At 64.6% G+C, this 23,990-nt stretch carries 25 protein-coding genes and 1 pseudogene; 14 read left to right on the forward strand and 12 right to left on the reverse strand.

Annotated elements, in window-relative coordinates; all coding sequences use genetic code 11:
* Positions 1 to 2 precede the first annotated feature (2 nt).
* A complete protein-coding gene (locus ACFC4D_RS34545; RefSeq protein ID WP_376069791.1) occupies positions 3 to 2,423 on the reverse strand; it encodes an FAD-dependent oxidoreductase in 2,421 nt (806 codons plus the stop codon).
* Positions 2,424 to 2,645: 222 nt separating this feature from the next.
* On the opposite strand from ACFC4D_RS34545, the gene ACFC4D_RS34550 reads away from it, so the two are divergent.
* The gene (locus tag ACFC4D_RS34550; RefSeq protein ID WP_376069515.1) at positions 2,646 to 2,984 is read left to right on the forward strand and encodes a bifunctional 3-phenylpropionate/cinnamic acid dioxygenase ferredoxin subunit; all 339 of its coding nucleotides are present in this window, start codon (positions 2,646 to 2,648) and stop codon (positions 2,982 to 2,984) included.
* Positions 2,981 to 4,261 carry an NAD(P)/FAD-dependent oxidoreductase gene (locus ACFC4D_RS34555; protein WP_376069518.1) on the forward strand — a complete coding sequence of 427 codons (1,281 nt, stop codon included), beginning with the start codon at positions 2,981 to 2,983 and terminating at the stop codon, positions 4,259 to 4,261. The genes ACFC4D_RS34550 and ACFC4D_RS34555 overlap by 4 nt, the downstream gene beginning before the upstream one ends.
* Positions 4,262 to 4,412: 151 nt before the next feature.
* Here ACFC4D_RS34555 and ACFC4D_RS34560 read toward each other — a convergent pair whose 3' ends face one another.
* From ACFC4D_RS34560 to ACFC4D_RS34580, 5 genes are all read right to left on the reverse strand, one after another.
* A complete protein-coding gene (locus ACFC4D_RS34560) occupies positions 4,413 to 4,751 on the reverse strand; it encodes a YdeI family protein (RefSeq protein WP_376069521.1) in 339 nt (112 codons plus the stop codon).
* Positions 4,752 to 4,828: 77 nt separating this feature from the next.
* Positions 4,829 to 5,185: a cupredoxin domain-containing protein gene (locus ACFC4D_RS34565; RefSeq protein ID WP_376069524.1), complete on the reverse strand. Its 357-nt coding sequence runs from the start codon at positions 5,183 to 5,185 to the stop codon at positions 4,829 to 4,831.
* A gap of 69 nt (positions 5,186 to 5,254) precedes the next feature.
* Complete coding sequence (locus tag ACFC4D_RS34570) at positions 5,255 to 5,671, reverse strand: hypothetical protein (RefSeq protein WP_376069526.1); 417 nt, start codon at positions 5,669 to 5,671, stop codon at positions 5,255 to 5,257.
* A 76-nt stretch (positions 5,672 to 5,747) separates the two neighbouring features.
* Positions 5,748 to 6,599: a hypothetical protein gene (locus ACFC4D_RS34575; RefSeq protein WP_376069529.1), complete on the reverse strand. Its 852-nt coding sequence runs from the start codon at positions 6,597 to 6,599 to the stop codon at positions 5,748 to 5,750.
* 156 nt (positions 6,600 to 6,755) lie between these two features.
* Entirely contained in the window at positions 6,756 to 7,211 is a 456-nt protein-coding gene (locus ACFC4D_RS34580; RefSeq protein ID WP_375968432.1) for an SRPBCC family protein, read from the reverse strand.
* A gap of 90 nt (positions 7,212 to 7,301) precedes the next feature.
* Between ACFC4D_RS34580 and ACFC4D_RS34585 the strand changes: the two genes are divergently transcribed.
* Complete coding sequence (locus ACFC4D_RS34585) at positions 7,302 to 7,745, forward strand: DoxX family protein (protein ID WP_376069531.1); 444 nt, start codon at positions 7,302 to 7,304, stop codon at positions 7,743 to 7,745.
* 66 nt (positions 7,746 to 7,811) lie between these two features.
* Here ACFC4D_RS34585 and ACFC4D_RS34590 read toward each other — a convergent pair whose 3' ends face one another.
* Positions 7,812 to 8,672, reverse strand: coding sequence for a patatin-like phospholipase family protein (locus tag ACFC4D_RS34590; RefSeq protein ID WP_376069533.1), 861 nt, complete (start codon positions 8,670 to 8,672; stop codon positions 7,812 to 7,814).
* 83 nt (positions 8,673 to 8,755) lie between these two features.
* Between ACFC4D_RS34590 and ACFC4D_RS34595 the strand changes: the two genes are divergently transcribed.
* From ACFC4D_RS34595 to ACFC4D_RS34635, 9 genes and pseudogenes are all read left to right on the forward strand, one after another.
* Positions 8,756 to 9,832, forward strand: coding sequence for a DUF5753 domain-containing protein (locus ACFC4D_RS34595; protein WP_376069536.1), 1,077 nt, complete (start codon positions 8,756 to 8,758; stop codon positions 9,830 to 9,832).
* 38 nt (positions 9,833 to 9,870) lie between these two features.
* Positions 9,871 to 10,020, forward strand: a pseudogene (locus ACFC4D_RS34600) (DUF397 domain-containing protein); the annotation flags it as partial.
* A 121-nt stretch (positions 10,021 to 10,141) separates the two neighbouring features.
* Entirely contained in the window at positions 10,142 to 10,465 is a 324-nt protein-coding gene (locus tag ACFC4D_RS34605) for a hypothetical protein (RefSeq protein WP_364638453.1), read from the forward strand.
* Positions 10,465 to 11,823, forward strand: coding sequence for a hypothetical protein (locus ACFC4D_RS34610; protein ID WP_376069539.1), 1,359 nt, complete (start codon positions 10,465 to 10,467; stop codon positions 11,821 to 11,823). The genes ACFC4D_RS34605 and ACFC4D_RS34610 overlap by 1 nt, the downstream gene beginning before the upstream one ends.
* A gap of 128 nt (positions 11,824 to 11,951) precedes the next feature.
* Positions 11,952 to 12,329: a hypothetical protein gene (locus ACFC4D_RS34615; protein WP_376069541.1), complete on the forward strand. Its 378-nt coding sequence runs from the start codon at positions 11,952 to 11,954 to the stop codon at positions 12,327 to 12,329.
* A 1-nt stretch (position 12,330) separates the two neighbouring features.
* Positions 12,331 to 12,675 (forward strand): hypothetical protein, encoded by a 345-nt coding sequence (locus tag ACFC4D_RS34620; protein WP_376069544.1) that lies wholly within the window; start codon positions 12,331 to 12,333, stop codon positions 12,673 to 12,675.
* Between the two features lie 64 nt (positions 12,676 to 12,739).
* Positions 12,740 to 13,288: a hypothetical protein gene (locus ACFC4D_RS34625; RefSeq protein ID WP_376069546.1), complete on the forward strand. Its 549-nt coding sequence runs from the start codon at positions 12,740 to 12,742 to the stop codon at positions 13,286 to 13,288.
* A gap of 136 nt (positions 13,289 to 13,424) precedes the next feature.
* Positions 13,425 to 14,516: an RNA ligase (ATP) gene (locus ACFC4D_RS34630; RefSeq protein WP_376069549.1), complete on the forward strand. Its 1,092-nt coding sequence runs from the start codon at positions 13,425 to 13,427 to the stop codon at positions 14,514 to 14,516.
* A 271-nt stretch (positions 14,517 to 14,787) separates the two neighbouring features.
* Positions 14,788 to 15,000: a hypothetical protein gene (locus ACFC4D_RS34635; protein ID WP_375968443.1), complete on the forward strand. Its 213-nt coding sequence runs from the start codon at positions 14,788 to 14,790 to the stop codon at positions 14,998 to 15,000.
* Positions 15,001 to 15,055: 55 nt separating this feature from the next.
* Here ACFC4D_RS34635 and ACFC4D_RS34640 read toward each other — a convergent pair whose 3' ends face one another.
* The 5 genes from ACFC4D_RS34640 to hxsA2 all read right to left on the reverse strand — a co-directional run bounded on the left by ACFC4D_RS34640 (position 15,056) and on the right by hxsA2 (position 19,478).
* A complete protein-coding gene (locus ACFC4D_RS34640; RefSeq protein WP_376069552.1) occupies positions 15,056 to 15,811 on the reverse strand; it encodes a hypothetical protein in 756 nt (251 codons plus the stop codon).
* A 117-nt stretch (positions 15,812 to 15,928) separates the two neighbouring features.
* Positions 15,929 to 17,089 (reverse strand): His-Xaa-Ser system radical SAM maturase HxsC, encoded by a 1,161-nt coding sequence (gene hxsC, locus ACFC4D_RS34645; protein ID WP_375968445.1) that lies wholly within the window; start codon positions 17,087 to 17,089, stop codon positions 15,929 to 15,931.
* Positions 17,086 to 18,540, reverse strand: a complete 1,455-nt coding sequence (hxsB, locus tag ACFC4D_RS34650; protein WP_376069555.1) for a His-Xaa-Ser system radical SAM maturase HxsB — start codon at positions 18,538 to 18,540, stop codon at positions 17,086 to 17,088. The genes hxsC and hxsB overlap by 4 nt, the downstream gene beginning before the upstream one ends.
* A gap of 3 nt (positions 18,541 to 18,543) precedes the next feature.
* Positions 18,544 to 18,834 (reverse strand): hypothetical protein, encoded by a 291-nt coding sequence (locus ACFC4D_RS34655; RefSeq protein WP_375968447.1) that lies wholly within the window; start codon positions 18,832 to 18,834, stop codon positions 18,544 to 18,546.
* A 74-nt stretch (positions 18,835 to 18,908) separates the two neighbouring features.
* Positions 18,909 to 19,478 (reverse strand): His-Xaa-Ser repeat protein HxsA2, encoded by a 570-nt coding sequence (gene hxsA2 / locus ACFC4D_RS34660; protein WP_376069558.1) that lies wholly within the window; start codon positions 19,476 to 19,478, stop codon positions 18,909 to 18,911.
* A gap of 426 nt (positions 19,479 to 19,904) precedes the next feature.
* Here hxsA2 and ACFC4D_RS34665 point away from each other — a divergent pair, with 426 nt between their 5' ends.
* Positions 19,905 to 21,977: an AAA family ATPase gene (locus tag ACFC4D_RS34665; protein WP_376069560.1), complete on the forward strand. Its 2,073-nt coding sequence runs from the start codon at positions 19,905 to 19,907 to the stop codon at positions 21,975 to 21,977.
* The gene (locus ACFC4D_RS34670; protein WP_376069563.1) at positions 21,970 to 23,226 is read left to right on the forward strand and encodes an McrC family protein; all 1,257 of its coding nucleotides are present in this window, start codon (positions 21,970 to 21,972) and stop codon (positions 23,224 to 23,226) included. The genes ACFC4D_RS34665 and ACFC4D_RS34670 overlap by 8 nt, the downstream gene beginning before the upstream one ends.
* The last annotated feature ends 764 nt before the right edge of the window (positions 23,227 to 23,990 follow it).

Consider the following 23,990-nt stretch of genomic DNA (forward strand, 5'->3'; position numbering starts at 1 on the left):
TGCTACCTCCGGATCAGCGACATCTCGGGATCGACCACCGGCTCGGCATGCACCCGGGCGGTGAATGTCTGCGTCAGATAGTCGATCTGGACCTGGGCACCGGGCTCGACGGCGGTGGGCAACCAGGCGTACGCGATACAGCGGCCGATGGTCGCGGAATAGCCCGCGCTGGTGATGTAGCCCGCGACGACGCCGTCGATCGTGACCGGCTCCTTACCGAGTACCACCGCGTGCGGATCGTCCAGGACCACCGAACGCAGCGTCTTCTGCGGCGGGACAGCCGATTCCAATGCGGCCTTACCGATGAACGACGCCTTGCTCTGCCGCACGGCGAAGCCGACTCCGGCGGCCTCGGGCGTGTGCTCGGCGGTCATATCGGTGCCCCAGGAGCGATAGCCCTTCTCCAGCCGCAGACTGTTGAAGGCGATGCGCCCGGCCGTGATCACCCGGTGCTCCGCACCGGCATCCCACAGCAGATCCCACAGTGCCGCACCGTGTTCGGCGGTCGTATAGATCTCCCAGCCGAGCTCGCCGACGTACGAGACGCGCATCATGGTGACCGGGATACTGCCCAGATGGGTGCGTAGCGCCCGGAAGTAGCCGAAACCCTTGTGCGAGAGGTCATCCGCGCACAGCGGCTGCACCATATCGCGCGCCCGCGGCCCCCAGACGCCGAGACAGCAGGTGCCGCCGGTGATATCGCGGACGGTGACACTGCCGTCGCCGGGGAGATGCCTGGTGAACCAGTCGAAATCCAGCGGGCCGTTCGCGCCGACCTGGAACAGCTGATCACTCAATCGGGCCACGGTGAGATCGCTGCGAATACCGCCGTTGTAGTCCAGGAGCAGGGTGTACGTCACCGCGCCGGGCTTCTTGCCGACATCGTTGGTGGTCAACTGCTGTAGGAACGCCGCCGCGCCGGATCCGCTCACCTCGTAGCGGGTCAGCGGGGTCATGTCGTACATGGCGACATGCGTTCGCGTCCAGCGTGCTTCGGCTATCGAGATGGGTGAATAGAAGCTGCCGGACCATTCGTCGCGCACCGGGAAGTCCACGCCCTGGGCCGCGAGTTCGGCCGTCAGATGCGCATTGGCGTCGAACCAGGCCGGGCGCTCCCACAGACCGCCCTCGAAGAAGTACGCGCCCAGCGCCTTTTGGCGCGAATAGAACGGGCTCGTGCGCAATCCCCTTGGCGCACTGCGGTATTGATGGGGATGAATGATGTCGTAGACCTCGACGAACGCCTGCATGCTGGTGCGCCGAATGAAATCCGGGCTGTGCGCGGCGTCCTCGAAGCGGTACAGATCGCATTCGTGCAGATCGATTTCCGGTGTGCCGGTGACGATCCACTCCGCCACGGCCCTGGCGACACCGGCCGAATGCGTCACCCACACCGCCTCGGCGACCCACAGCCCGGCCATATCGCGATGTTCGCCCAGGATCGGGAAGCCGTCGGGGGTGAAGGAGAAGATGCCGTCGAAGCCCTCGGCCAGCTCGGCCGCACCCAGGGCGGGTAACAGCCGCTGACTCTCCCGCCAGGCCGGTTCGAACTCCGCCGGGGTGAACGGCAGCATGGAGGGCATGGATTCGGATGCGGTGTCTTGCAACAGCGTTCGCATATCCACGGGCCGGGGGTCGTGACCGTAGTAGCCGATGCCGATGCGGTCGCCGTAGGTGCGGTAGTACAGGTCGGCATCCTGATGCCGGAGCATGGGCAGGCGTTCACCGCCGTCGAGGGCGGGCACCGGGCCGGTCTTGGCGAACTGGTGCGCCATGGGGACCAGCGGCACCGTCAGGCCCACCGCGCGCCCCAGTTCCGCACCCCAGAAACCGGCGGCGCAGATCACCACATCGGCGGGGAATTCCTGACCGTCGGCGGTGCGCACGCCGGTGACGCGGCCGTCACCACGCAGGATTTCCACCACCTCGCAGTAGGCCAGGAATCGTGCGCCCCACGCGATGGCGCGCCGGGCCTGCGCCTCGGCGGCGGTCAGCGCGAGCGCCAAACCGTCTGTGGGCGTGTGGTATCCGCCGAGAATGCGATCCGGATCGAGTAGCGGATGCAGTTTGGCGCATTCCTGCGGATCCAGCAGCCGGGATTCGATACCCCAGGATTTCGCCCAGCCGTGGCGGCGGTGCAGATCGGTCCAGCGCTGCGGGGTGGTGGCGACCTCCAGACCGCCGACCGGGTCGAACGCCTCCAGTTCGGTGAATTTCTCCACGGTGTACCGGGCCAGTTCCGCCATGGTCTTGGAACCGTTGGTCTGGAACACCAAACCCGGTGCGTGCGAAGTGGATCCGCCGGTGCGGAAGAGCGGTCCGCGATCGGTGACGGTGACATCGGTCCAGCCGAGCCGGGTGATTTCGTCCGCCAGCGCCGTGCCCACGATTCCCGCACCGATGATGACGACTCGCGGCTGCATCACCGAGCCTCCAAAGTGTTGCGTATTGCGCACCAAGTGCCGTAATACGCAACTATGCTCCGCCCGCCGGATCGGCCTGTCAACCGGAATGGCGAAATACGTATTCCCTTTGTTTCCCGGGTGTTTCGGCTGCTGTTGACGGGTCCGGCGGGAGCGGCCAAACTGTTGCACATAGCGCGACATAACGCGTCATTCGCAACATACCTCGTTCCGGGAGGGCCCATGCCCGCATCGATCCCATCGCTCACCCTGCTGGCCGGACGCCTGAGCGCGTTACCGGTGGGCGAGGTGCTCACCGTGAATCACCCTGGCCTGCCGCCGATTTCGATCTTCCACACCGAGCACGGGCTCTTCGCCATCGACGACACCTGCACCCACCAGGACGCCTCCCTCGCCGACGGCTGGGTGCAGGACTGCACCGTCGAATGCCCCCTGCACGAATCCTGTTTCGACCTGCGCACCGGCGCTGCCTCCGGCCCGCCCGCCAAACGCGCTGTGCGCACGCACAGGGTCGAGGTCCGCGGCGACGACATCATCCTCACCCCGAACACCGACTCATGACCCCCTCGATCGCCATTGTCGGCGCATCCCTAGCCGGACTCTCCGCCGCCCGCGCCCTGCGCGCCCGCGGCTTCCCAGGCCCCATCACCCTCATAGGCGACGAACCCCACCTCCCCTACGAGCGCCCCGCCCTCTCCAAGCAATTCCTGCACACCGGAGAGCCGATAAGCCTCCTCGAAGACCATTCCGAGACAACGGCATTGGACGCGGAATGGCTCCTCGGCCACCGCGCGATCGACTTCACCCCCGGCTCGGCTCGAACCGACACGGTCGGCGCGACCGCCGGGTCGCTCGCCGATCGGCATGCGGGCACCTGGTCAACCACATCCGGCGCGCACCGTGTCGATCGGCGCGATGAACACCCCGCCGCCGATGGCTCGCGGCATGTGATCACGCTGGAGGGCGGCGGGGCGGTCGTAGCGGACATCGTCGTTCTCGCGACCGGGGCGCGGGCCCGCCGCTTCCCGGACCTGCCCGGGGCACACTACCTCCGCAACCTGGACGACGCCGCGAGGCTGCATGAAATGCTCAGGCACACACGGAAACTCGCGATCATCGGCGCGGGATTCATCGGCGCGGAGGTGGCCGCTGCCGCGCGCGAGCTCGGCGTCGACGTCACGCTCATCGATGCCGCCGCCGTACCCGGCAGTGGTGCGCTCGGCGAGAGCGTCGCCTCGGCCTGCGCGGCGCTGCACGCGCGGCACGGAGTGCGCCTGCTGACGGCCACGCGAATCGAAGCCGTACTGCCCGGGGCGGTTCACCTCGTCGACGGTCAGCGTGTGGCAGCGGACGCGGTACTCGTCGGTATCGGCTCACTGCCGAACACGGAGTGGGCAAGTTCCGCGAATCCCCTGCTGCACAGCCCGAATGGGTTCCCGGTCGACCATCTGGGGCGCACCGCGATTCCCGGCGTCTACGCCATCGGCGACTGCGCGCGCGTTGCCGATCCGGTAACCGGCGGGCACTCTCGCACCGAGCACTGGCACGCCGCCATCGCACAGGCGAACACCATCGCGGCCGAAATCACCGGAACCGCACCGCCACCGCGAACCGCGCCCTACTTCTGGTCCCACCAGTACGGCAAGCTGCTGCAACTCGCGGGCGATCCCTCCGCCGCCACCGGCCTGCGAGTGATAGACGGCGCACTCGACGACGAATCCTTCACCGTGCTCTACGAACTCGATGACATTCCGGTGGCCGTCTGCGCCCTGGACAATCCACGCCTGTTCACCCGCCACCGCAAACAACTCGACCGGGCGTTGGCCGCAGTTCATTGACCTGCGCCACATCGACTTTCGAGCGCCGCTGCGGCCTAGTTCCGGGTCCAAGACTGTTCACGCGTCAATCAGCCCGTCATCCCGAAGGGGATTCCCGCACGATGTTTCCGGACGCGGCACCAGGGCGATCCGACCTGTTCGCGATCGGATGTCACGCCCACCGACCGTCGGACCGAGCGGCGGCGACTTCCGCGAGACCCGGGGCGCGCATGCGACCGGCTTCGGTCAGCGCTGTCACGATTTCGATATTGCGGCGCGACCACGGGCTGCGCCGCCGCCTGCGCGAATAGCGTTGCAGGAACGAATGTTCGTCGAGGGCGCGCCGGTGGCTGTCGATCCAGCCGTAGCAGAGTCCGATTTCGGCGGCCTGCTCGATGCTGATCAATCCGGTGGTGCCCTTCTTGCCGATGCGCAGCCACGCGTCATCCGCGTCGGCATGGTGTGCGGCCAGCCAGGATTCCCACTGGGCGGGGTTCTCGAACTCGTACACGGTTACCTCCTCGATCGGCGTCGAGGACCATATTCCGCCGCAAAGTGCTCACCGAATGAGCACTTTACCGAGATCGATTACGCGACGACCAAAGTCGCCTTCATACCGGAGTGGTACTTGCAGTAGAAGTCGTAGGTGCCCGGTGCGGTCGGCGCGGTGAAGGTGACCGTCTGCTTCCCCTGCACCTCGGTGTCGAACGCGCCCCCGGTCGCGGTGACCGTGTGCTCATCGGTGTCGTCATTGCGCACGGTGATCGTGGCACCCGCCTTCACACTGGCCGGGGGCATGAACATGTGCGCGGAGATGGTGACCTGATCGGCGACCGTATCGCTCGGCGCACTCGAACTCGAACAGCCCGAGGCGATCAAAACCGTTGCGGCAGCCGCGCACACGGCTCCGATGATCCGGCGGCGGACAGGGGTAGGGGTGGACATGGCGTCCTCCTTCGAGGAATTCCTATCCCCTGTTCACGCGATGCGAGCCCGCGCGGTTCACCCGGCCGATCAGATATCGGGCTCTTCGATCACATGCAGGCGGGAATCGGCGTCGCCGTCGACCGCGGGCCACGGCAGCGGAGAGGCGATCGGATCCGCGATGCCGAGCACATCGGCCGCGGGCTTGGTCGCGATCGGAATCGCCAGCGAGATCGCGCCCATCGCCGTCGCCGAGCCATCGCGCGCCGGACGCATCGGCCGCGCCGGCTCATCGGCGAACTGGTCCGCGATGCGAATGATGCGCCGCTGCAATTCGATCAATTCGATCAGATCGCGATTGACGGGCAGCCCGGAATCCGATGCCGACGCCACCGCGCGCACCGCTTCCTCGTGCGCTGCGAATATGGCTTCTCGAAGTCGCGCCGACACCCCCGCTTCCCGCCCGGACGTCCGCTGTACCCGAGGGCCCCCCTCACCGGTAGTCACCTCTCAACAGTACCGCGCGCCCACCCCTGCATCGGGGAACCGCAATCCCATACTCGCGGCGTCCATTTCGTCCTGTTCAGATTCCCATGGCGTCGCGGAGCACCCCGATACCCGCGGTGAGCGCCGCACCACCGGCCGAAATACTCACCGCCGGTTGACTGCTCAGCAGTACGACGGCATAGCGCAGATCGCGCCCGACCAATCCGGTGGTATTCAGCACCAGCGATGAGCCGTACCACATCCAGCCCTGTTTCACCGCCCAGTCACAGCCGCGCATGGCATCCGGAATGCCGAAATACTGGTCGACACCATCGGCGGCGATCTCGGCGGCCTGCCCCATGGCGTCCAGGATCACCGACCGCGCGGGCGCGGGGGCCTCATTCACCAGATACCGGTAGATGGCCATGACATCCCTTGCGGTGGTGCGGGTTTCGCCCCACTGCCCGGTATCCGACGCCGCCGCGGTGGCAGTCAGGCCGATCCGCTCGGACATGCGCGTGATGATCTCCGCACCACCGCCCGCACCCCACAGCCGACTCGCGATGGCATCGTCACTGGCCGAGAGCATGCGCTGCACGGAAGCCGAATCCTGTTGTCCGGCACCGTCTCCCAGTGCGTCCAGGGCGATCAGCAGTTTCACCACCGAGGCGGTGTAGAACTGCTTGTCATCATTCACCCCGGCGAGCAGCGCACCGGTCTCGGTGTCCACGACCTCGATACCGGTTTCCGCGCGGGCCGCCACCGCCTGCACCGCGGCCTGCATCCGCTGCGCCAGCGCGCTCGGCGGGATCGTGATGGTGGCCGCCGGTTTGGCATGCGACGGATCCGGCGGCAGGGCCGCCGGGCGAGCCGAGGCCACCGGCACGGTCAAAATCGATGAAATCCCCATCGTGGCAACCGCAATGGCGGCGCGGACCGCGAAACCCATGACTCTCCCTCACAACGAACCAGCCGGTCGAGCCGAAGAGCCCTCGTCTCAACCAACCCACGAACTACACGGATCGTACTAATTCCGCATTAATTCGCCAGTTGTACAGCTGGATTCGATGTTACGTTCAGGAGAATCAACTATTTCCGCAATGAGTCACGGCTGTTCAGCGAGCGCGGCGAGGCGATCGACAGAGGCCAGCAACCGCTCCGACGTCGTCGCCCGCGCGCGCACTTCACGCTTCTCATCGTTCAATTCGGTCCAGTCGTAGGTGTGTGTCACCTTGGTGCGGCCGTCACCGAGCGGCTGCACCGACCAGCGCCACAGATGACCCGGCGGTTCCTTACCCGGTTCGGACGGCAACCAGGCAATACGCTTGCCCTCCACGAACTCCACCACGTGGTTCTCCCGGACCGCGCCATTGGTGAGCGTCATCAGGAACACCTCGCCAACGCCGCGAACCCGCTGCCCGCCAACGGCTTCCGCCAGATTGTCATTCCCGTCCCAGCGCGGCTGCTCCGCCGGATCGGCGATCAGCTCGAAAACGCGCTCCACGGGAGCGTCGATCTCCCGGCTGGCGGAGACGACGCGTGGTATCTCGGTATCCGTCATGCCCTGATCAAAGCACAGAACCAAGCACCTCGCGGGTTCGTATTCATAGGTAGGCACACCCCCCGAGCCGCACATCCAACGGAGCACGCCATGCACCTGCTGACCGCCGCACCGACCACTGCGGCCAAACCCACCGTCCTGACCAACGTCGTCCTGGCGCTCTTCCGCGTCCTGGTCGGCGTGTCCTTCGCCTTCCACGGCTGTTCCACACTCTTCGGCAAACCCGTGGCGCCGCACGGCGCATTACCCGCGGTCGGAGCCTGGCCGTCCTGGTGGGCCGGAATGATCGAACTGGTCGCGGGCGCTGCGGTCGCCCTCGGCCTCGGCACCCGGATCGCCGCCCTGCTCTGCTCGGGCGCGATGGCTTACGCGTTTCTGACCGTGCATCTGAAGCACGGCATTCTGCCGATCAAGAATGGCGGCGAACCCGCGGTGCTGTTCTGCTGGTCGTTCTTCCTGATCGCGATCATCGGGCCGGGGCCGTACTCGCTGGACGCCCTGATCGGGCGTTACCGGCGAGGATCGGCGGACTGAGCCCCGGCCCGGGGCGTACCGGCGCGCTGGTCCGGGTTACCAGCGCACGCGGATGGGCCGGTTGGATTACCGGCCGAGTTCCGCGGCCTGAGTCCAGAGTCCGGCGACGCGCGCGGACTCCGACTTGCCCTGCGCCCGTCCGGCATTCGCGGCGGGCACGCGGGTGGCGGCGTTGAGCGGGTCGGTCCCGAATGCCTCGAGCGAAGCCTCATCGGGCGTGATCACCTCGACCCGCGCGTCCCGCTCGATCAAATCGGCGACCTGCTCCCCCAGTGCGTCATCGGGGAGCGGCGCGATCACCAGCACGCGCTCGAACCCGGACGCCAAATCCGCATTGGCCGAACTGCGCGCACCGCCGTCGATATAGCGCACCCCGTCGATCGTGTACGGCGGCCACACCAGCGGCACCGCCGAGCTGGCGGTCACGGCATCCACGAGCGAAACGCCCGAATTGCGGTCGAATACCCGCAATTCGCCGGTCAGCGCGTCGACGGCGGTGACCAGCAGCGCTCGCTCCGGCCATTCGTGCACCGGCAGCCGCGATTCGACCACCGCTCGCCGCGCGCTCTCGGGCACGGTCTCCACCTCCAGCGCCAGCTCTCCCAAATGCCGCCGCGCGCCCATCGGATCACCCTCAGCCTCGGCGTGAATCGCCGCGACCTGCTCCCACACCTCCTCGACCGGAGTCCCCTGCGGCGTCAGCTCCTGACTCCACACCGCCGAATCCACCTGCCGCCGGAACAACTCCTCCCACGACAGGCCGCTGCTGATCTGCGCGGCGACGTTCGCCCCGGCCGACGTCCCCACGATCAACTCGGCCTCGGTGATATCCACCCCCGCATCGGCCAACCCCACCACCAGCCCATTGGCCCAGGCGATTCCCGCCACTCCCCCGCCGCCGACTACCAACGCCCGCCGCACACCCATACCCGCTCCTAAGTCTCGCCCGACTCACTCCATCAACCTCAACCCTTACCAAGTCCATCCCCGAGCCTGCCGCCCGGGAGCACATGAATGTTCGATCTCTCCGCATATCGGTCAACCTCGACACTGACGATCCGGCCCGCTTCCATCCGTCTGGCACAGAACACCGGATCGCAGTCGCGGTGAATAATCGAGGCTTCGAGCGCCTCGGCCGCGTTCATCGCGATGTCGTCGTCACGAACGTGGCAGTCTTCCAATCGTTCCAAGCGCGGGCCGTAGAATTCCACGGTCTTCTCCTTCCAATTCTGTTGCCGCAGTCCGGATCTGGCGAGTTTTCCGCGATGCCTGCCACGCAGGTCCCGGCCGATGGCTGCCGTAATGCATTGGCGGTCGCGAATTTGAATACGCACCGTGCGGTTTTCATTCGCGGCGAAGCGCCGCCGATCTCACCTTCTACGAAGCGGCCACCACCGTCCGCTCTGACACTGTGGGAAGAGGTGCGCGAGCAGTCCAAAGCGCAACAGCAGCAGGGTAATTCGAAGGGATTTTGGCGACCGTACGCTGACCAGTACGAGGCCCATTTCCCGCACTATCTGCGACTGGAGTCCGCCGCGGACCGGGTGACCACACATCAACTCGTCATGGTGCCGGGGTTGCTGCAAACGCCCGACTACCGCCGCAGCGTGATCCGCATCGATGAACCGGAGCTCTCAGCGGTCGATCTGGAACGCCGGATCGAACTGACAACACGTCGGCAAGCGCGGCTGGATCAGCCCAATTTCCAACTGACGGTGCTGCTTTCGGAGGCGGTGCTGCGGCACCAACCCGCACCCCCCGAAGTTATGGCGGCACAGCTGAGTTGGCTCGCCACATCGGGTGAGCGGGAGAACTTCAGCATCCGCGTCGTGCCGTTCCGGGTCGGACCGCATCAGGGACTCACCGTTCAATCGTTCACCCTGCTCGAATTCCCACCGCTCGACAGGGGACTCGTGGAGCCGCCCGTGGTCTACGTCGAAGGTGCGAGTAACACCGCTGTCTATCACGAGCGAGCAGACGTGGTGGACAGGTATCGGACGACCATTTCGGCCCTCACGGCGGTAGCGTTATCAGAACAGGCCAGCAGAGATCTGGTGTTGCAGTGCGCAAAGGAGTATGCGGCGTGACGGGACCGGCATTCGGCATTTGGTAAAAGTCGAGCAGGTCGGAAGGCGGCAAAGCCTGCGTCGAAGTCCGGCACGATCCCGGCGCGACCCTGGTGCGCGATACCGAGGATGACGGTCGCGGGCCGGTCCTTGCGTTCTCGGGTGACGACTGGGTGACGTTCATCGCCAGTCGCGTCTGGGAGGGCTGAGAACGCCTCGAGCTGATCTTGGCGGTGCTGTCAAGCCACTGAAAGTTCGAGCTGCACAAGGGTTCTCGATCGGTTAATCTCGCGCTGTCGTGGGGCAGGACGGTTAATTGATCGGGGGAACATGACTGACATCCTCAAGGTCGACGCGGATGCGTTGCGTGAGCTGGGCAAGACGCTGACGGGGCAGGCCGATGCCATCACCGGCATCAAAATCGATGTGGCGGTGACCATGCCGGGATCTCCGGTGCACGAGGTCTCCGCCGCGATCGACGAGAACACCGAGGCAGCTTTCCACGCGCTCGGTGATCGCGTGCGAAATATGGCCCGGGTGGCCGGATCCGGCGCGAAGACGTACGAAGAGGTCGATACCGCCTTCGGTGAACAGTTCGGACAACTGATGGGCGAGGCGGGCCGCCTGCCCAACGGCAAGAAGATTCCCGACTGATGACGACGATCAGCCACGTGCGCGGCTGCCTGCCCTCCACCATGGTCGACTTCGGCAAAGCCCTCGATACGGGAACCACCGAATTCACCAAACAGGTGGGCAATATGAGCACCGCCGTCGACAAGACCACCGCCAACTGGAAGGGCGCGGCCAGTTCCGCCGCGACCGCCGGGAAGATCTCACAGCGGTTGACGGGCACCAGGATCGACGAAATCGTCACCGCTGTCGCCGACTACTACAAGACCTACGGCGGCCGCCTGGACGCGACCCGCACCGCGGTGCTGAAGATCGTCGACCAGTCCGCACCCGCCGCGGGCATGAAGGTCGCCGACGACGGAACCGTCACTGCGCCAAAGTATCCGGGCGTTCCCGGTGACATCATCGCCCAGCTCATGCAGAACAAGCTCGACGGGCAAGCATCCTGGCTGCAAACCCAATTGCAGGAACTGTTAAAGGAATTCGGCGAGGGCGAGGATCAGGCCGCCACCTCCATCAAATCGGGTGTGACCGCGCTCGCGACGCTGAAGGACACGCCGACCGGGCCGATGCCGGACCTCGCGCCCATCCCGCCGCCCGTCTCACCCGATGGCAAGTATCGGATCGGTGATCCGAAGGAACCCTTCCTCAAACACGACGACACCTTCATCTACGACTCGAAGGACGGCAACTTCAGCGACTGGCTGGCCAAGCAGAAGTGGCAGGCGAAACTGCTCGGCGGCGAATACGTGAAGTCCGACTTCGACGATGCCACCGCGCTGTACCGGCACTACTGGGACAACAACGGCAAGAAGATGGAGTTCGACTACGACGAGGCGTACCGCGAGGACAAGAACATTCGCAATTCGGTCGACTCCGAAGTCAACCGAGCCGCCATGGCGGCGGACTACTTCGCGCGCACCGGCAATACCAACTTCAAAATCACCGGCGACCCGAATACCGTTGCGGGCAAGAACTATCCGGCCACCGAGAACTGGCAGAAGGCCATCGGCGGGCATCAACAGTGGAGCCACGCCAATGTGCGGGTCGAAGGCAATCGCGTCACCATGGACGTAACCGTCGAAGCGCAGGACTACTACGACTTCGACAAGGGCAAGAGCGATATCGGCACCGGCGCAAAGGATAACGAGAACGGCCGCTTCACCGAGATCGGCTGGGCGAAACCCTTCGAAACCCACGGCACCATCACCCGCACGGTGTCCTGGGATGTCGGCCAACCGCCCTCGAGCGGCGTCGTCGCGGAAACCTCCAACCCCGACCGCAATCCGGGCCGCGAGGACCGTTCCGACGGCCGCGGCGACGGCGATGACGGCCGCATGCCCGATAACGATCGCAATACCGGCGGAGCACGACCCAAATGAGGAAGCCATCGCGGGCATACGCGCTGCGACCGCTACTCGCCGGTGCGATCGCGACCGTCCTCGCTGCGTCCGTAATCGGCTGCACCACAACATCTTCCGATCCGAATCCGCAGGAAAGGACCAGCACCGTGTCCGAAGAACTGCGCCACAACGCCGAGCCGTTGCGCAAGTACTTCCCCCTCATCGGCGACCCGGTCGCCGTGACCTGGACCAGCCGAGACAATTCCCGGGGCGGCCCCGGTCTGGTCACCTACTGGCTCGAAGCCGTAGTCGAACTGGCCCCGGCCACCGCTACCGACCTGCGCACCCGCTACGCCACCGGCGAATCCACTCAACCGACCGGACTACCCGCCGCCCTGCAAACCCAGGTCCCCGCCGGAAAGTACGCCACCAACCCGGATTTCGACACCGCCCTCGGCGGCTCCCCCGAATGGAACGGCACCGCAACCGGATACCTGCACAGAGAACTCCCCATCCTCGTCTTCACCGCCATGGCAGGAGGCTGACATGCCGAGCGAACACGACGAACTAGGCGTGAAAGTCCAACGCGCCCAACACGCCTTGGCCACCATCCGCGCCACAGCCACAGTCGACGGCATCACGGTCGAAGTAGACGCCCAAAACCATCTACTCGCAATCAGCGGCCCCCAAGGCAATTCCATCCTCACCGCCTACCAGCAAGCCCTCCACGAGATCCAATCCCAAGTGGCAGAAGCCATGCGCGAACTGAACTCCGACCCCCAAGTCGAATCCGCCCGCGCCTTCACCACCGCCAACCCCGCCTCCCTCGAAGCCGCCCGCCTCGACCGCGCCGAAGCCGAAGTAGACAACTACTTCGAACGCAGCTGGTAAAGGCACTACCGGCCCTCTGCTGACTGCAAGGCGGCCGTCGCCCCTGCAGTGTAGCGTCCTGCTCATGTCGGATCGGGGGATCGAATACAAGCCGGGGATGGATGATCCCAAGCGGGTGTCGATGAATAGGTTTCTGCCGCAAGGGGTTTTGCGGGCGGAGATCAGTTATCGCAAGCCTGGCGGGTTGAAGGGGACGCGGGTGGTGGCGCGTTCCGAAGCGGAGTTCGCGATGCTGCGGACCGCCGTCCACGAGGGGTATGGCGAAGTCTGGCGCAAGCCGGAACAACTGTCGTTGAGTGAAGCCGAGGCTTACATCAAGAAAGTTTCGGACCAGTTGGCCCAGGAGCAAGAGGAGATCAAGCGCAGGCGCGAAGCGATCGACCTATCCTGCCCGTGGTGCAAACAGCAACGCACCTACATCGGCATACTCGGGCTCGTCACCGGCACAGCCCGGTGGCTATCGGACCGCCCCTCCGAATTGAGCCAGCAGGTCATCAACCAACACGCCTACCGCTGCAACCTGTGCGGCTCGATGCAGTTCTTCGCGGATGGCTACCTTGAGCACCCGCTACCCGGCCGAGCCGCTCCCAACGACCGGCCGCCGTTCGGCTGACGCACCAACAGGTTTCGGTTGCGCGCTGAATTCAATGGCAATTTCCGCGCCGTCGGCACCCGTCCGCGCATGCGAAATCCGGTGGACTCGCTGTTGACCGCGCACCTACCCTCGCACGATCGGAGGGAGAGAATTCATGTCCACACTCAAGGTCACCGTCGAACGGCTGGTCGTGCATCCGCATCCGAACGCGGATCGGTTGGAGCTGGCGCAGGTTGGGCTGTATCGCGCGGTTGTGGCCAAGGGGCAGTTCGCGACTGGAGATTACGCGCTGTATATCCCGGAGCAGGCTGTGTTGCCGGATGTGCTGATCGAGGAGCTCGGGCTGACGGGGAAGCTGGCGGGTGGGGCGCGTAATCGGGTGAAGATCGTTCGGCTGCGCGGTGAGGTCTCGCAGGGGATCGTGTGTCTGCCCGCGCTGATCGGGGAGGTGGATCTTGCGGCGGCGGCTGCGGCGGGAACTGACTTCGCCGAACTGCTCGGGGTAACCAAATGGGCTCCGCCCGTACCGGTTTCGATGTCGGGGCAGGTTGAGTCCGCGCCGGAGTTGATCCGTTGGATCGATGTGGAGAACATCGCGCGCTACCCGGAGATCTTCACCGCCGGCGAGCACGTCATCGCCACCGAGAAGATTCACGGTAGCGCCTGCCTGTTCACCTATGACCGCGCCAGCGACCGAGTACTGGTGTCCTCCAAGGGAATCGGCGCACAGAACCTCGCCATCGCCGACAGCGATGCCAACCTGTACTGGCGCGCCGTCCGCCGCTTCCAGCTCCCGGACATCGCCCGGAAGCTGGCCGCCACCCTCGACGTCGACCGCGTCGCCCTCTTCGGCGAGGTCTACGGCGCGGGCGTACAGGACCTGCACTACGGGGCGAACGCCGGACAGAACGACACCATCGGCTACGCGCTGTTCGACATCGCCGTCGGCACGGAAACAGACCCCCGCCGTTGGCTGACCCCCGCCGAAATCGACGTCGCCCTCGAAGACCTGGCCGCGGACATCCCCCGCGTACCGGTGCTCTATGACGGCCCGTACGACATCGACACCCTGCTCCAGCTCGCGAACGGCACCGAAACCATCACCGGCACAGCCACCAACATCCGCGAGGGCCTGGTGGTCCGCCCAGCCACCGAGCGCTACTCCGAAATCCTCGGCGGCCGCGCCATCGGCAAACTCGTCTCCCCCGCCTACCTGCTCCGCAAGGACGGCACGGAATACGAGTAACCACCACCGACTGACGCCCGGCGCAACACCCGCGCCGGGCGTCAGCCATTTCCACACCGGCAGAACAGAGTTCCGGATCTCCTTCTCTGTGAAGCCGGATTGCGCGGCATCACTGCCGTGCGTAGTCTTCCCGCCGGGGCGGGGATAATCGGGGATCTCCAAGTTCTGCGTGATGCATCCCGGTACCGGGGGATCTGATGCGCATGTGCCGCAAACCAATTCACTCCGGCCCAGCAGTATGTCAGCTCAATTTCGATCAGGAGTTCACTCAGTGGCCTTGCGCAACACCATTCGCACCGCGATGACCAGCGTCATCTTCATCTCCGCCATCGCCGCGGCCGCAGCCGCCCCCGCGACCGCCGAAGCCCCCCTCACCCCGGTGGCAACCACCACCCCCGACTCCGGCTCGGCCTCGGGCAGCGCAACCGCCGTACAAACCCTGCTGGACGCCATCACCTGCCCTTTCGTAAAGGTGCACTGCTGATCGCTAGCGCATAACAGCGAAACCGTCTCCGATTCCGCTTTGGAATCGGAGACGGTCACCAGCGCAGACCAGGCGGCCAAGCCCCCGAACGAAAGCTGACACCGTACCTCTGGTGCGCACGACGGCCTTCGAGGACGGCGAGGATCGTAATCGTGACGCACCCGCCCAGCAGCAGGGTAAGATCCACCCGGGCCGGCAGCAACGTCGATTCCCGGGCGGTGAGATCGATGGCGGCAACCGTCCAGGTCACAATGACGGCCACGGTCGGCCCGAGCAGCAGATGCCCGTCGACGGCATTGAACCAATGCTTGGTAATCAGAAAAGTCGCACGGATCAGAAACGGCACGACCGCCAGCCCGGAAGCCATGACCGCCACCACCGCGATCAGACCCGGCACCGGCCCCGCGAATCGATCGAATGTCGACAACAACGCCGGAACCATGGCCAAAGCCGCGACACCTGCGATACAGATCCCCATCGTCCGCAGCGGATGAGCCAACTGTGCAGCAGTATCAGCCCGGTGCGCCGAATAGGTCACCGCCAGGATCACGACCATGGCGATCAAACAGACCGGAAACGCGACTATCGCCGACAGCACGAGACGTTGAACGCTCGCGAATGCCATACCTTCAACCGCGCTGCCCGAATACTCCCCGAGCACCAAGATATTGATAACCAAACCGAGCACCGTCCGAGCCGTCGCCAAGTCATCAACGGCCCGATCCAACGGCGCCAGCCGGTATCGCGGCTCGAAAAGCCTGCCCGCCAATCCCCACCCGTACCCAATCGGTATGGCCAGCAGTCCCCACATCATCCCCTCCCCCGCCGGACCTACCCAATCACGTTGGCGCACAACAGCTACCGAAGAACCATTCTGTTCAGCCGCGCAGCAGCGCACCCAGCGAGATTCGTGTGAATTGGCCTGACCTTAGATGGCGGCAATCCCCCGACTGAACTTCGGTCGGCCTGTCGAGAAGAAGCCGGCACATTCGTGGCGCATCGAGCAGTTGTCACACTCCGCGACGTACGCGTTCTTCCAGTCCGAGATCGACTGCACAGCGAACGGCCGGATGCTGGCATCGAGGACGCACAGGGGCAGGTTGTAGATCGAAACGTTCACCCCGGCAACGGACAGGGCGTCGACACCAGCCTTCAACTGCTCCTGGTAATCGACGGGATCGATCCACAGTGTGGCGTCGTTGGCGACCGCGAAGCCGGTGTTTTCCATGCCCATCAGAGCCACATGATCGACGAATGGAAGGTTACGCGCGATCCACGAGCAAGTCTCACGGAGACGCTGCGCGGTGATGGCGTGCAGAACAATACGAATCTCGACCCGCTGCCCTAGGTTCTTGAGTCGGAGCACGCCGAGAACAGTTTCATCGAACGCGCCCGCGGCCTGAACCACATAGTCGTGAATGTGATCCACCGCCGCATAGATCGGTATACCTGCTGAGAGCTGCGGATGCCCGACCTCGGCCCAGGCGTGCGCGACCTCGGGAACGGAGAAGGCGCGCCCGTTGGTCAACACGTGAATCGCGGTGTCCGGGAGCAGATCCCGCGACAGCTCCAGCAGCCCGATGAATCGGCGCCACTCGGTGAGCGGTTCCCCGCCGGTGAACGTCAGTGCGGGAGTCGCCGGGTCGAGCAGTGACAGTGCCTCTGCGATCTCGTCGATCAGCCAGCCATCATCAACCTTCTTCGGCGGCTGCGAACACATCAGGCAATAGTTGTTGCAGCGTTCGGTGACGAGGAAGAAGTTGTGCCGCGACGACCGACGGTAGAGCAACCTCACTCGACCCGACCGCGGGTAGATGCTCATCACATCGCCATCGCCGACCTCGGCGAACCCCGCCGGAAGTCGGAGGTAGCTCGTCGACGCGCCGTCCGGGCACACATCGCGCCCCACCGCGATCCGGAATCCATTCGCCTGCGCCGTCTTCCAGTCGCCATCATCGACGATCAGCGCGGCATCGCGATCATCAGACGGGGCACTGTTCGGGGGACGGAGCCGCACGATCCGGTTCTCGTCACCGAGGCCAACGTTGTCCGCCGCCGGTGATCGTCCTACCAGCAGAAGAGGTTTCATGACGCCCACTCCCGAAGAACGGCGGCGTCTTCGGGTGAGTGTTCCAACAGTTCGAACAAGTGAGTGATCACGCCCTTCTGTCGCTCACAGAACTCGGATAGCGGTTTGATCCCCAGCAGATCCCCCTGTGTCGCATGGTGATACACGGGGTCCGCGCCGCAGTTGGGCTCGAATACGCACGTCGAGCACTGTGGAGCCGTTTGGGTCAGCGAATCCGCCACCGCCGACACCAGCGTGTCGGACAACACGAGATCTCGGTAACCATGCTCATGAACATTGCCGAGTTCGAAGCTGCGGTCCCCCATTTCGGCGAGCATCCGCGCCTCGTCCGAGGCGAATACGGTGCCGTCATAGTTGTAGACCAGCGCACCGAGCCCGATCCCCGCCGGACTTCTCAGATCGACATACCCGATGGGCTCATCGCTCAGCATCCGGCGAAGGATCAGGGCCGAATAGAACTCGGGAAACCAGCGCCCGGACTTGTTGATCTCCAGGATGTAGCGAAGACCGCGCTTCCAGAATTCGAGCCATTCTCGGGCGTCGTACTTGTGGAACTGCTTGGTCTTGATCGCATGACCGTACGGGGACAACGGCCTCAGGAAGATGCCGTCGAGACCCTGCGCGAGGTATTCGTCGACGATCTCCTCCACACGATCCAAACTCGCTTCGGTGGTGGTCATCAACGCACCGACCCGGTCCGGACCGAGCCGCTCTCGAATGCGCCCGATTCCGGCCACCGCGAGCTCGTAGCTGTTCTGGCCACGACGGGGCCGATTCTTGTTGTGCAGATCGCGCGGCCCGTCCAGCGACGTACTGAGCAGAACATCGTGCTCAGCGCAGAACTCGAGCACTTCGTCATCCAGGAGTGCCAGGTTCGTCGTGATCACGAATTGCAACTGCTTGCCCAGGGGCATCGCACGCTCCTCGGCGGTCACGACGATCCACCGGATGAGCTCGAAGTTCAGCAGCGGCTCCCCGCCTTGAAACTCGATCTTGATCATCGGTGCCGGCGCGGACAGCGCGATATCCAGTGCCCTGGACGCCGTGGCTCTGTCCATGTCGTAGCGGACGCGGTCCTTGCTCTGACGCGACACCTGGCAGTACGGGCAGGAGTGCTCGCATCGCAGCGTGACAACGAACAGGTGCAATGGCGTGGCGGCGCGCAGGAAGCTCAGGCGGCTTCGCAGACGAAGGGCGAGAAGCTGCTGCGGTGCGCGCTGATCGGCCGATCCGATGAAGAGCTTCTCGAAAGCCCTTTCATATAGCCCGTCACCGGGGGTGAGATCGAGCGCGCACAACCGTTCCAGCTCGGTTGCCGTCATTTCCGCCATGTCGCCAACCATGTTGCCGACGAGGAAGCGGTCTGCACCGAGCCGCTCGAACCGAATGGGCAGGAGTCGCAGCCGGGATGTGTCGGGACGGAACGAGTCCGCCGAGGCGAAGCCGACCAACGGTCACTCCCCCTCTGCCAGCGATCCGAATGCCAACGCGACGATGACATCGCGATACCGGCCGGTCTCACGACCGACCTTCTCGCGCAAGTTCTCGTCCGTCACGAGATTCAGGAAATGAGTGCGCAACTCATCACCCCGGAGCTCTGACTGCGTTGGTGAGAGCCGACAGACGTATCGCCCGTCTGCTTCGTCGATCTGGCATGCCGCCTGCCCGATCAAGCGGTAAGCGGCCTCCTGCAGCGCGTCGAGCGACTGCACCGACCTGCTGAAGTCGACAACCAAATCAGACACTGACATCACTCGATCCCCTCACAGAACACGAAACCCACACTCGCCGAGAGCACCTGGCATAGTTCACCGCTCGGTCACTGAGGGGGCACCGCAGTCGCGTCAACCACCGTGCACTGGTCCAATGCTCGCTGGGCAAGATCCTCGGCCTCGGTCGCAGCGAGGCCGAAGACCTCCTGCAGTTCGCGCGCGATCTCATTCAGGCCGAGGCCCTCCTTTGCCCGCGTGCACGCCAGAGGGAACGGATCGGGAGCAGGCTGCGAGCTGGTCGGTGGGGTCGTGGTCGGCGGCGGAGCGGCCGGTGTGGTCACAGCAGGCGGTGGGATGTACGGCACATTCGGTCCGCCGAGCCCCGGACTGGAAGACGCATGAGAGGCATGCGAGGAATGGGATGAGTGAGATGAATGAGAACCATGCTGCGCGAACAACTTGCCATCGCTGGTGCGATGCGTCGTGAAGCTCATCAACTCGACGTCGTTCGGCAAGGCGACCTGACGCTCCGGCCGGGCCTCCTCCCGTGCCGCCGTGACGCGAGGTTCGTCCGTTCCCGTCGAGACGGACGCCTCCGCGATTGCCTGTGCGGCCGTGGGGATCGCGAGCGCGGCGAGGGCCGCCGTCAAACTCACGATCTTCGGCGTCTCACGCATTCGTACCTCCCGAAATCGAACCCGAGTTGACCACGGCGAACGAAATGTCCGTACGTTCCATCGCCACTCCCCCTCCATCACCACACAGATGATCTTCGAAACTTGTTGCCGCAAAGAGTATCTCGCCCGCCACCGCACCGTTACACATCGAGGCCACACGCGCCCGCCACAGCCACTACCAGCGCCGACACCGGCCGACCGCCGTGAAATCAGGACAAACACCGCATCCTGCCCTGCGGCAACGGATTACGGCTCGCGATCACGTTGTCGGCGGCCTCGTGGCGCCCTCATCTGCTGACGACGACTCAGCAACAGCACCTGGGATGTGCTCGCAGTCAAGTCTTCCCTATGTAACGACACTGTCGCCCAATGGATTTGAATACCGAGCAGCTGAATAGCCCACTTGTCGATACAACGAGGAAGCCCATGGATCTTCACGGCGCAATCGAGGATTTCGACCGCCCCGGCACTGCCGAGCATCTCGCGCTGGTCGGCCAGCAACGCCAGGAGGTCCTGACGCAGTTCCCGCTGGAAGCGTGGCAGGAACTGCCGCTGCGGCGATATGCTCTAGGTTTGGGCAGCGACGGGGACGAGGTTCCGTACTGCAAGCTGATGGAGTTCGGGACTCCGAATCTTGGCCGCCTCGGTGGTGGTAGCGCCAGCAAACACATTATCTTCCGCCATAATTCGGGGGAATGGAGACTGGCACCCGCACTGCACGGACTCGATACCGACACCGCGTGGGAACGGCTCCGCGGCGAGTTCGTCACCGCGTTCGATGCCGCCGCACGGAGTGACTTCGCCGCACTCGACGAGCTCGAGATCCTTCGATCCGGGCAGTCGCTGGTGACGAAAACCCTGTCCACCTACTTCCCGCAACACTTCTTACCGATCTCCTCGGTCTCGCACCTCAGGTCGTTCATCGAATTGTTCGGCGGCACACCCGAACCCAATGCAGCCGCATGGCGGGCGAACAGGCAGCTGCGCGAACTGGTCAACCTCGAACCTGAACTGCGCGACTGGAATCCGCACGAGGTGATGTTGCTGCTGTACCAGGCTTTCGACCCCCGTCCCACCAAACGCACCGTCTGGAAGATCGCCCCCGGCAACAACGCCCGCTACTGGGGCGACTGCCGCACAGGGGAATTCATCTGCGTCGAATGGGACGAGGTCGGCGACCTGAGTCAGTACACCAGCGACACCGAACTCAAACACGCCCTCGACCAGCACTGGCCCGAAACCACCAGCGGTAACAAGGCCAAGGCCCGGAATCTGTTGGCCTTCCGTGATCTCGAACCCGGCGACCGCATCGTCGCCAACCGCGGCATGTCCCAAATCCTCGCCATTGGCACCGTCACCGGCGGTTACCGATTCGACGAAACCCGCACCGCGTCAAAGCATGTCGTGCCCGTCGACTGGGACACTCACTACGCGCAGGAACTGCCCCAACCACAGCGCGGCTGGAGGCCGACCTTCGCCAAAGTCCCCGAGAAGCTGTTCCAGTCCATCCTCGAGAGAGGAATTGAGAATCTCGCCGAGACCGTGGCCCATTTATCGGTGCCGGTACCCGAAGACGTTGCCCCGGTTTTGGCGGCACTGGACCGGAAGAGTCAGGTGATCCTGCACGGGCCGCCCGGCACGGGAAAGACCCGTCTGGCGCTCAACGTCGCGCTCGCCACGAGCGGTCGTACGGCCTTGATCGACGCACCGGATCGTTCCCGCGCCTTAGCCGACATGCTTGCGGCAGGCCGTGTCTGCTTGGTGACCTTCCATCCGTCCTACGGATACGAAGATTTCGTCGAGGGCTACAAACCTGACCACTTGTCCACCGACCCCGGCTTGCAGCTCGCCCTGTCCGACGGGTTGTTCCACGAACTGTGCACTGCGGCCGCCAAGGACCCGGACCGCCCATTCCTGCTGATAATCGATGAGATCAACCGTGGTGATCTGCCACGCATATTCGGTGAACTGATCACGCTACTCGAGCCCGACAAGCGCGGAATTCCGGTGCGCCTGCCGATCAGTAAGCGCGAGTTCGCGGTTCCGCCCAATGTACGGATCATCGGCACCATGAACACCGCCGACCGTAGCGTCAGCCACCTCGATGCCGCGATCCGCCGCCGTTTCGCCTTCCTGCACATCGGCCCCGATCCCGAACTCCTGTCCAGCAGCATCGGTCCGCTCGATCTGGCGGCCTTTCTCGAAGCGCTGAACACCCGCATCACCGCGTGTCTGGACGCCGACCACCAGATCGGCCATGCCTACCTGCTGCGTGGGGACGAGCCCGTCGCAACCGAGGAGGAACTGGCCGCCGCCTTCTATCACGACATCGTCCCCCTGATCGAGGACTACTCCCTTGGCCGCACCGAACTGCTACGCAGGATCCTGGGCCGCCTGGTCGATGCCGACACCGGTCGGCCCGCTCAGATCGCGGTGCACGATCTCGCCACCTCTCTCGCCGCCGAGTTCACCACCGGGAGTGGCGAACTCGATGACTGACCTCTGCCTGGCCGAATACGAATCGGTCGTGGTGCGCACCGACCAAGTCACCGACAGCGACCTCGAGCGGCTGCGCGCCCTGCAGGCCTCCAAGCGATTCACCGTGACTCCCGAACGCACCGGTTGGCGCCTCACCGCGAGCGCGACTGTCGGTGTACTCGGACTCGACCGCCTGCGTCTGATCATCACTCCCAAGATCGCCTTCGACGAGCCATCGCTGCTGCGGTGGCTTTGCTATGCCGCCCACACGCCCGTACCCACCGACGCCACCCACCGCTGGATTTCCGGCCGGCACGGCCTCACCGATGTCATCGCTGCGGCGCTGCTCGATGAATGCCGAAACCTTCTGCGGGACGGGCTGCGCCGCGATTACATTCGCCGGGCCGCCGTGGACAGCGTGCTGCGCGGACGCCTGGACGTGGCAGCGCAGGTCTCCCGGCGATACGGCATGGTCGACAAGTTGCACATGCAAACCTTCGACCGCGACATAGACATCTGGGAGAACCGCGTCTGCGGCACAGCCCTGCGCGCCGCACGCACCTTGGCGATCGACGATCATCTCGCACACCAACTCGGCACCATCGCAACGGAATTCCCGACAGGGATCATTCCAGGCGAGGCGGTTCGGCTGCTCGACCGCGCCTCCTACACCCGCGTAAACCATCGCTACCGCAACGCACACCAGTGGGCGGGACTGATCCTACGTGCGGGCGGCGTCACGAATCTGCTGACCGATCAAGGACATTCGGCCGGCAGCCTGCTGTTGGACATGCCCCGTTTGTGGGAAGCCATCGTGCACCGCCTCCTCAGCGACGCCGCCGCCCCACTCGGCGGCACCATCGTCTCCTCGACCGGACAGCTCGGCCTCACAATCCGTGGTGACCTGTCCTCACGGCCGCCGTTTCGGCCCGACGTGCTGCTGCGACTACACACCGGAACGCCCAACGAGGCGCTGTTTCCAGCCGACGCGAAGTACAAGCATTACGCCACCCGCACCGTCAGCGCGGCCGACGTCCATCAACTCCTCACCTACATCGTCGGCTACAGCCCCGAACACACGCCGGTCGCCGCGATCGTTCATCCGCAGCCTGACGGCAATACCCGTCGCACTCTGCGGGTGAACGGCAACGGCCGGCAGTTGGGCAATGTCCATGTGCTGGGCATCGACACCCACACCGAACCGGCGCGGGCAGTTGAATGGGTTCGCGCGACGCTCTGGGTCGACGGCACCACCACCAACGCGAACTGAGGCCACCGCCCTGGTCGCGACGGACGTCACCGGCCGCCGAAGTGGTAAGCCCAGTACGGGTGATCGCGGAGAGTGTCGATGTCCTGTCGGGGTTTGCCGTCGAACACGAAGCCGATCACGTCGTCAGAGATCGGAGAAAGCCCGCGGGCGAGTGCCCACACCGGGTTTTGGTTGGTGTACAAGAAGTACGCCCGTGGCCGTTGCAGGGCCGGATTCCAGTCCACCTTGACCGAACAGCCGTCACCCGGGTTGGCCGTTTTCGTCCCGGTGAGGTGGAAGTCTATGACCGACAGCAGTTTTCCGCACCGGTCGAAAGCATGTCGCCGGTGGCGTTATTGCCGACTCTGTGCGGCAGCATGCTCGGTGGGATTCGCGAGATTAGCTCGACGACGAGAAAGCCCCTCATCAAGGGGCCGCTTTAGGCTCCCCCATCTGGACTCGAACCAGAAGCCTGCCGAGCGCGTGAGTCCTTCATTAATTCACGCAACCACAGCTGTCAATGATCGCTCGAAATGCGTTGTCCAACAGTCAGATCGCTCGGCAATCACAGGCGGTCAGCATTCTAGGACGACCCGACACGACTCGGATCGCCGCATACTTTGGTGAGACTTCCTTGCGGTTGAGTGCAACGGAGCAACCTCTTGTCGCCTCTGCCGGAAGTCAGTCCTGAAAGGACCTGTCGGACCCGTCAGTAGTTGGCTCGACCGCCTTCAGCTGAATCGCAAGCGCTAAGTTTGGCGGTTGAGCAGTCAGATCTGACGCTT

The sequence above is a fragment of the Nocardia sp. NPDC056000 genome, assembly GCF_042269265.1.
Taxonomy (GTDB): Bacteria; Actinomycetota; Actinomycetes; order Mycobacteriales; family Mycobacteriaceae; genus Nocardia.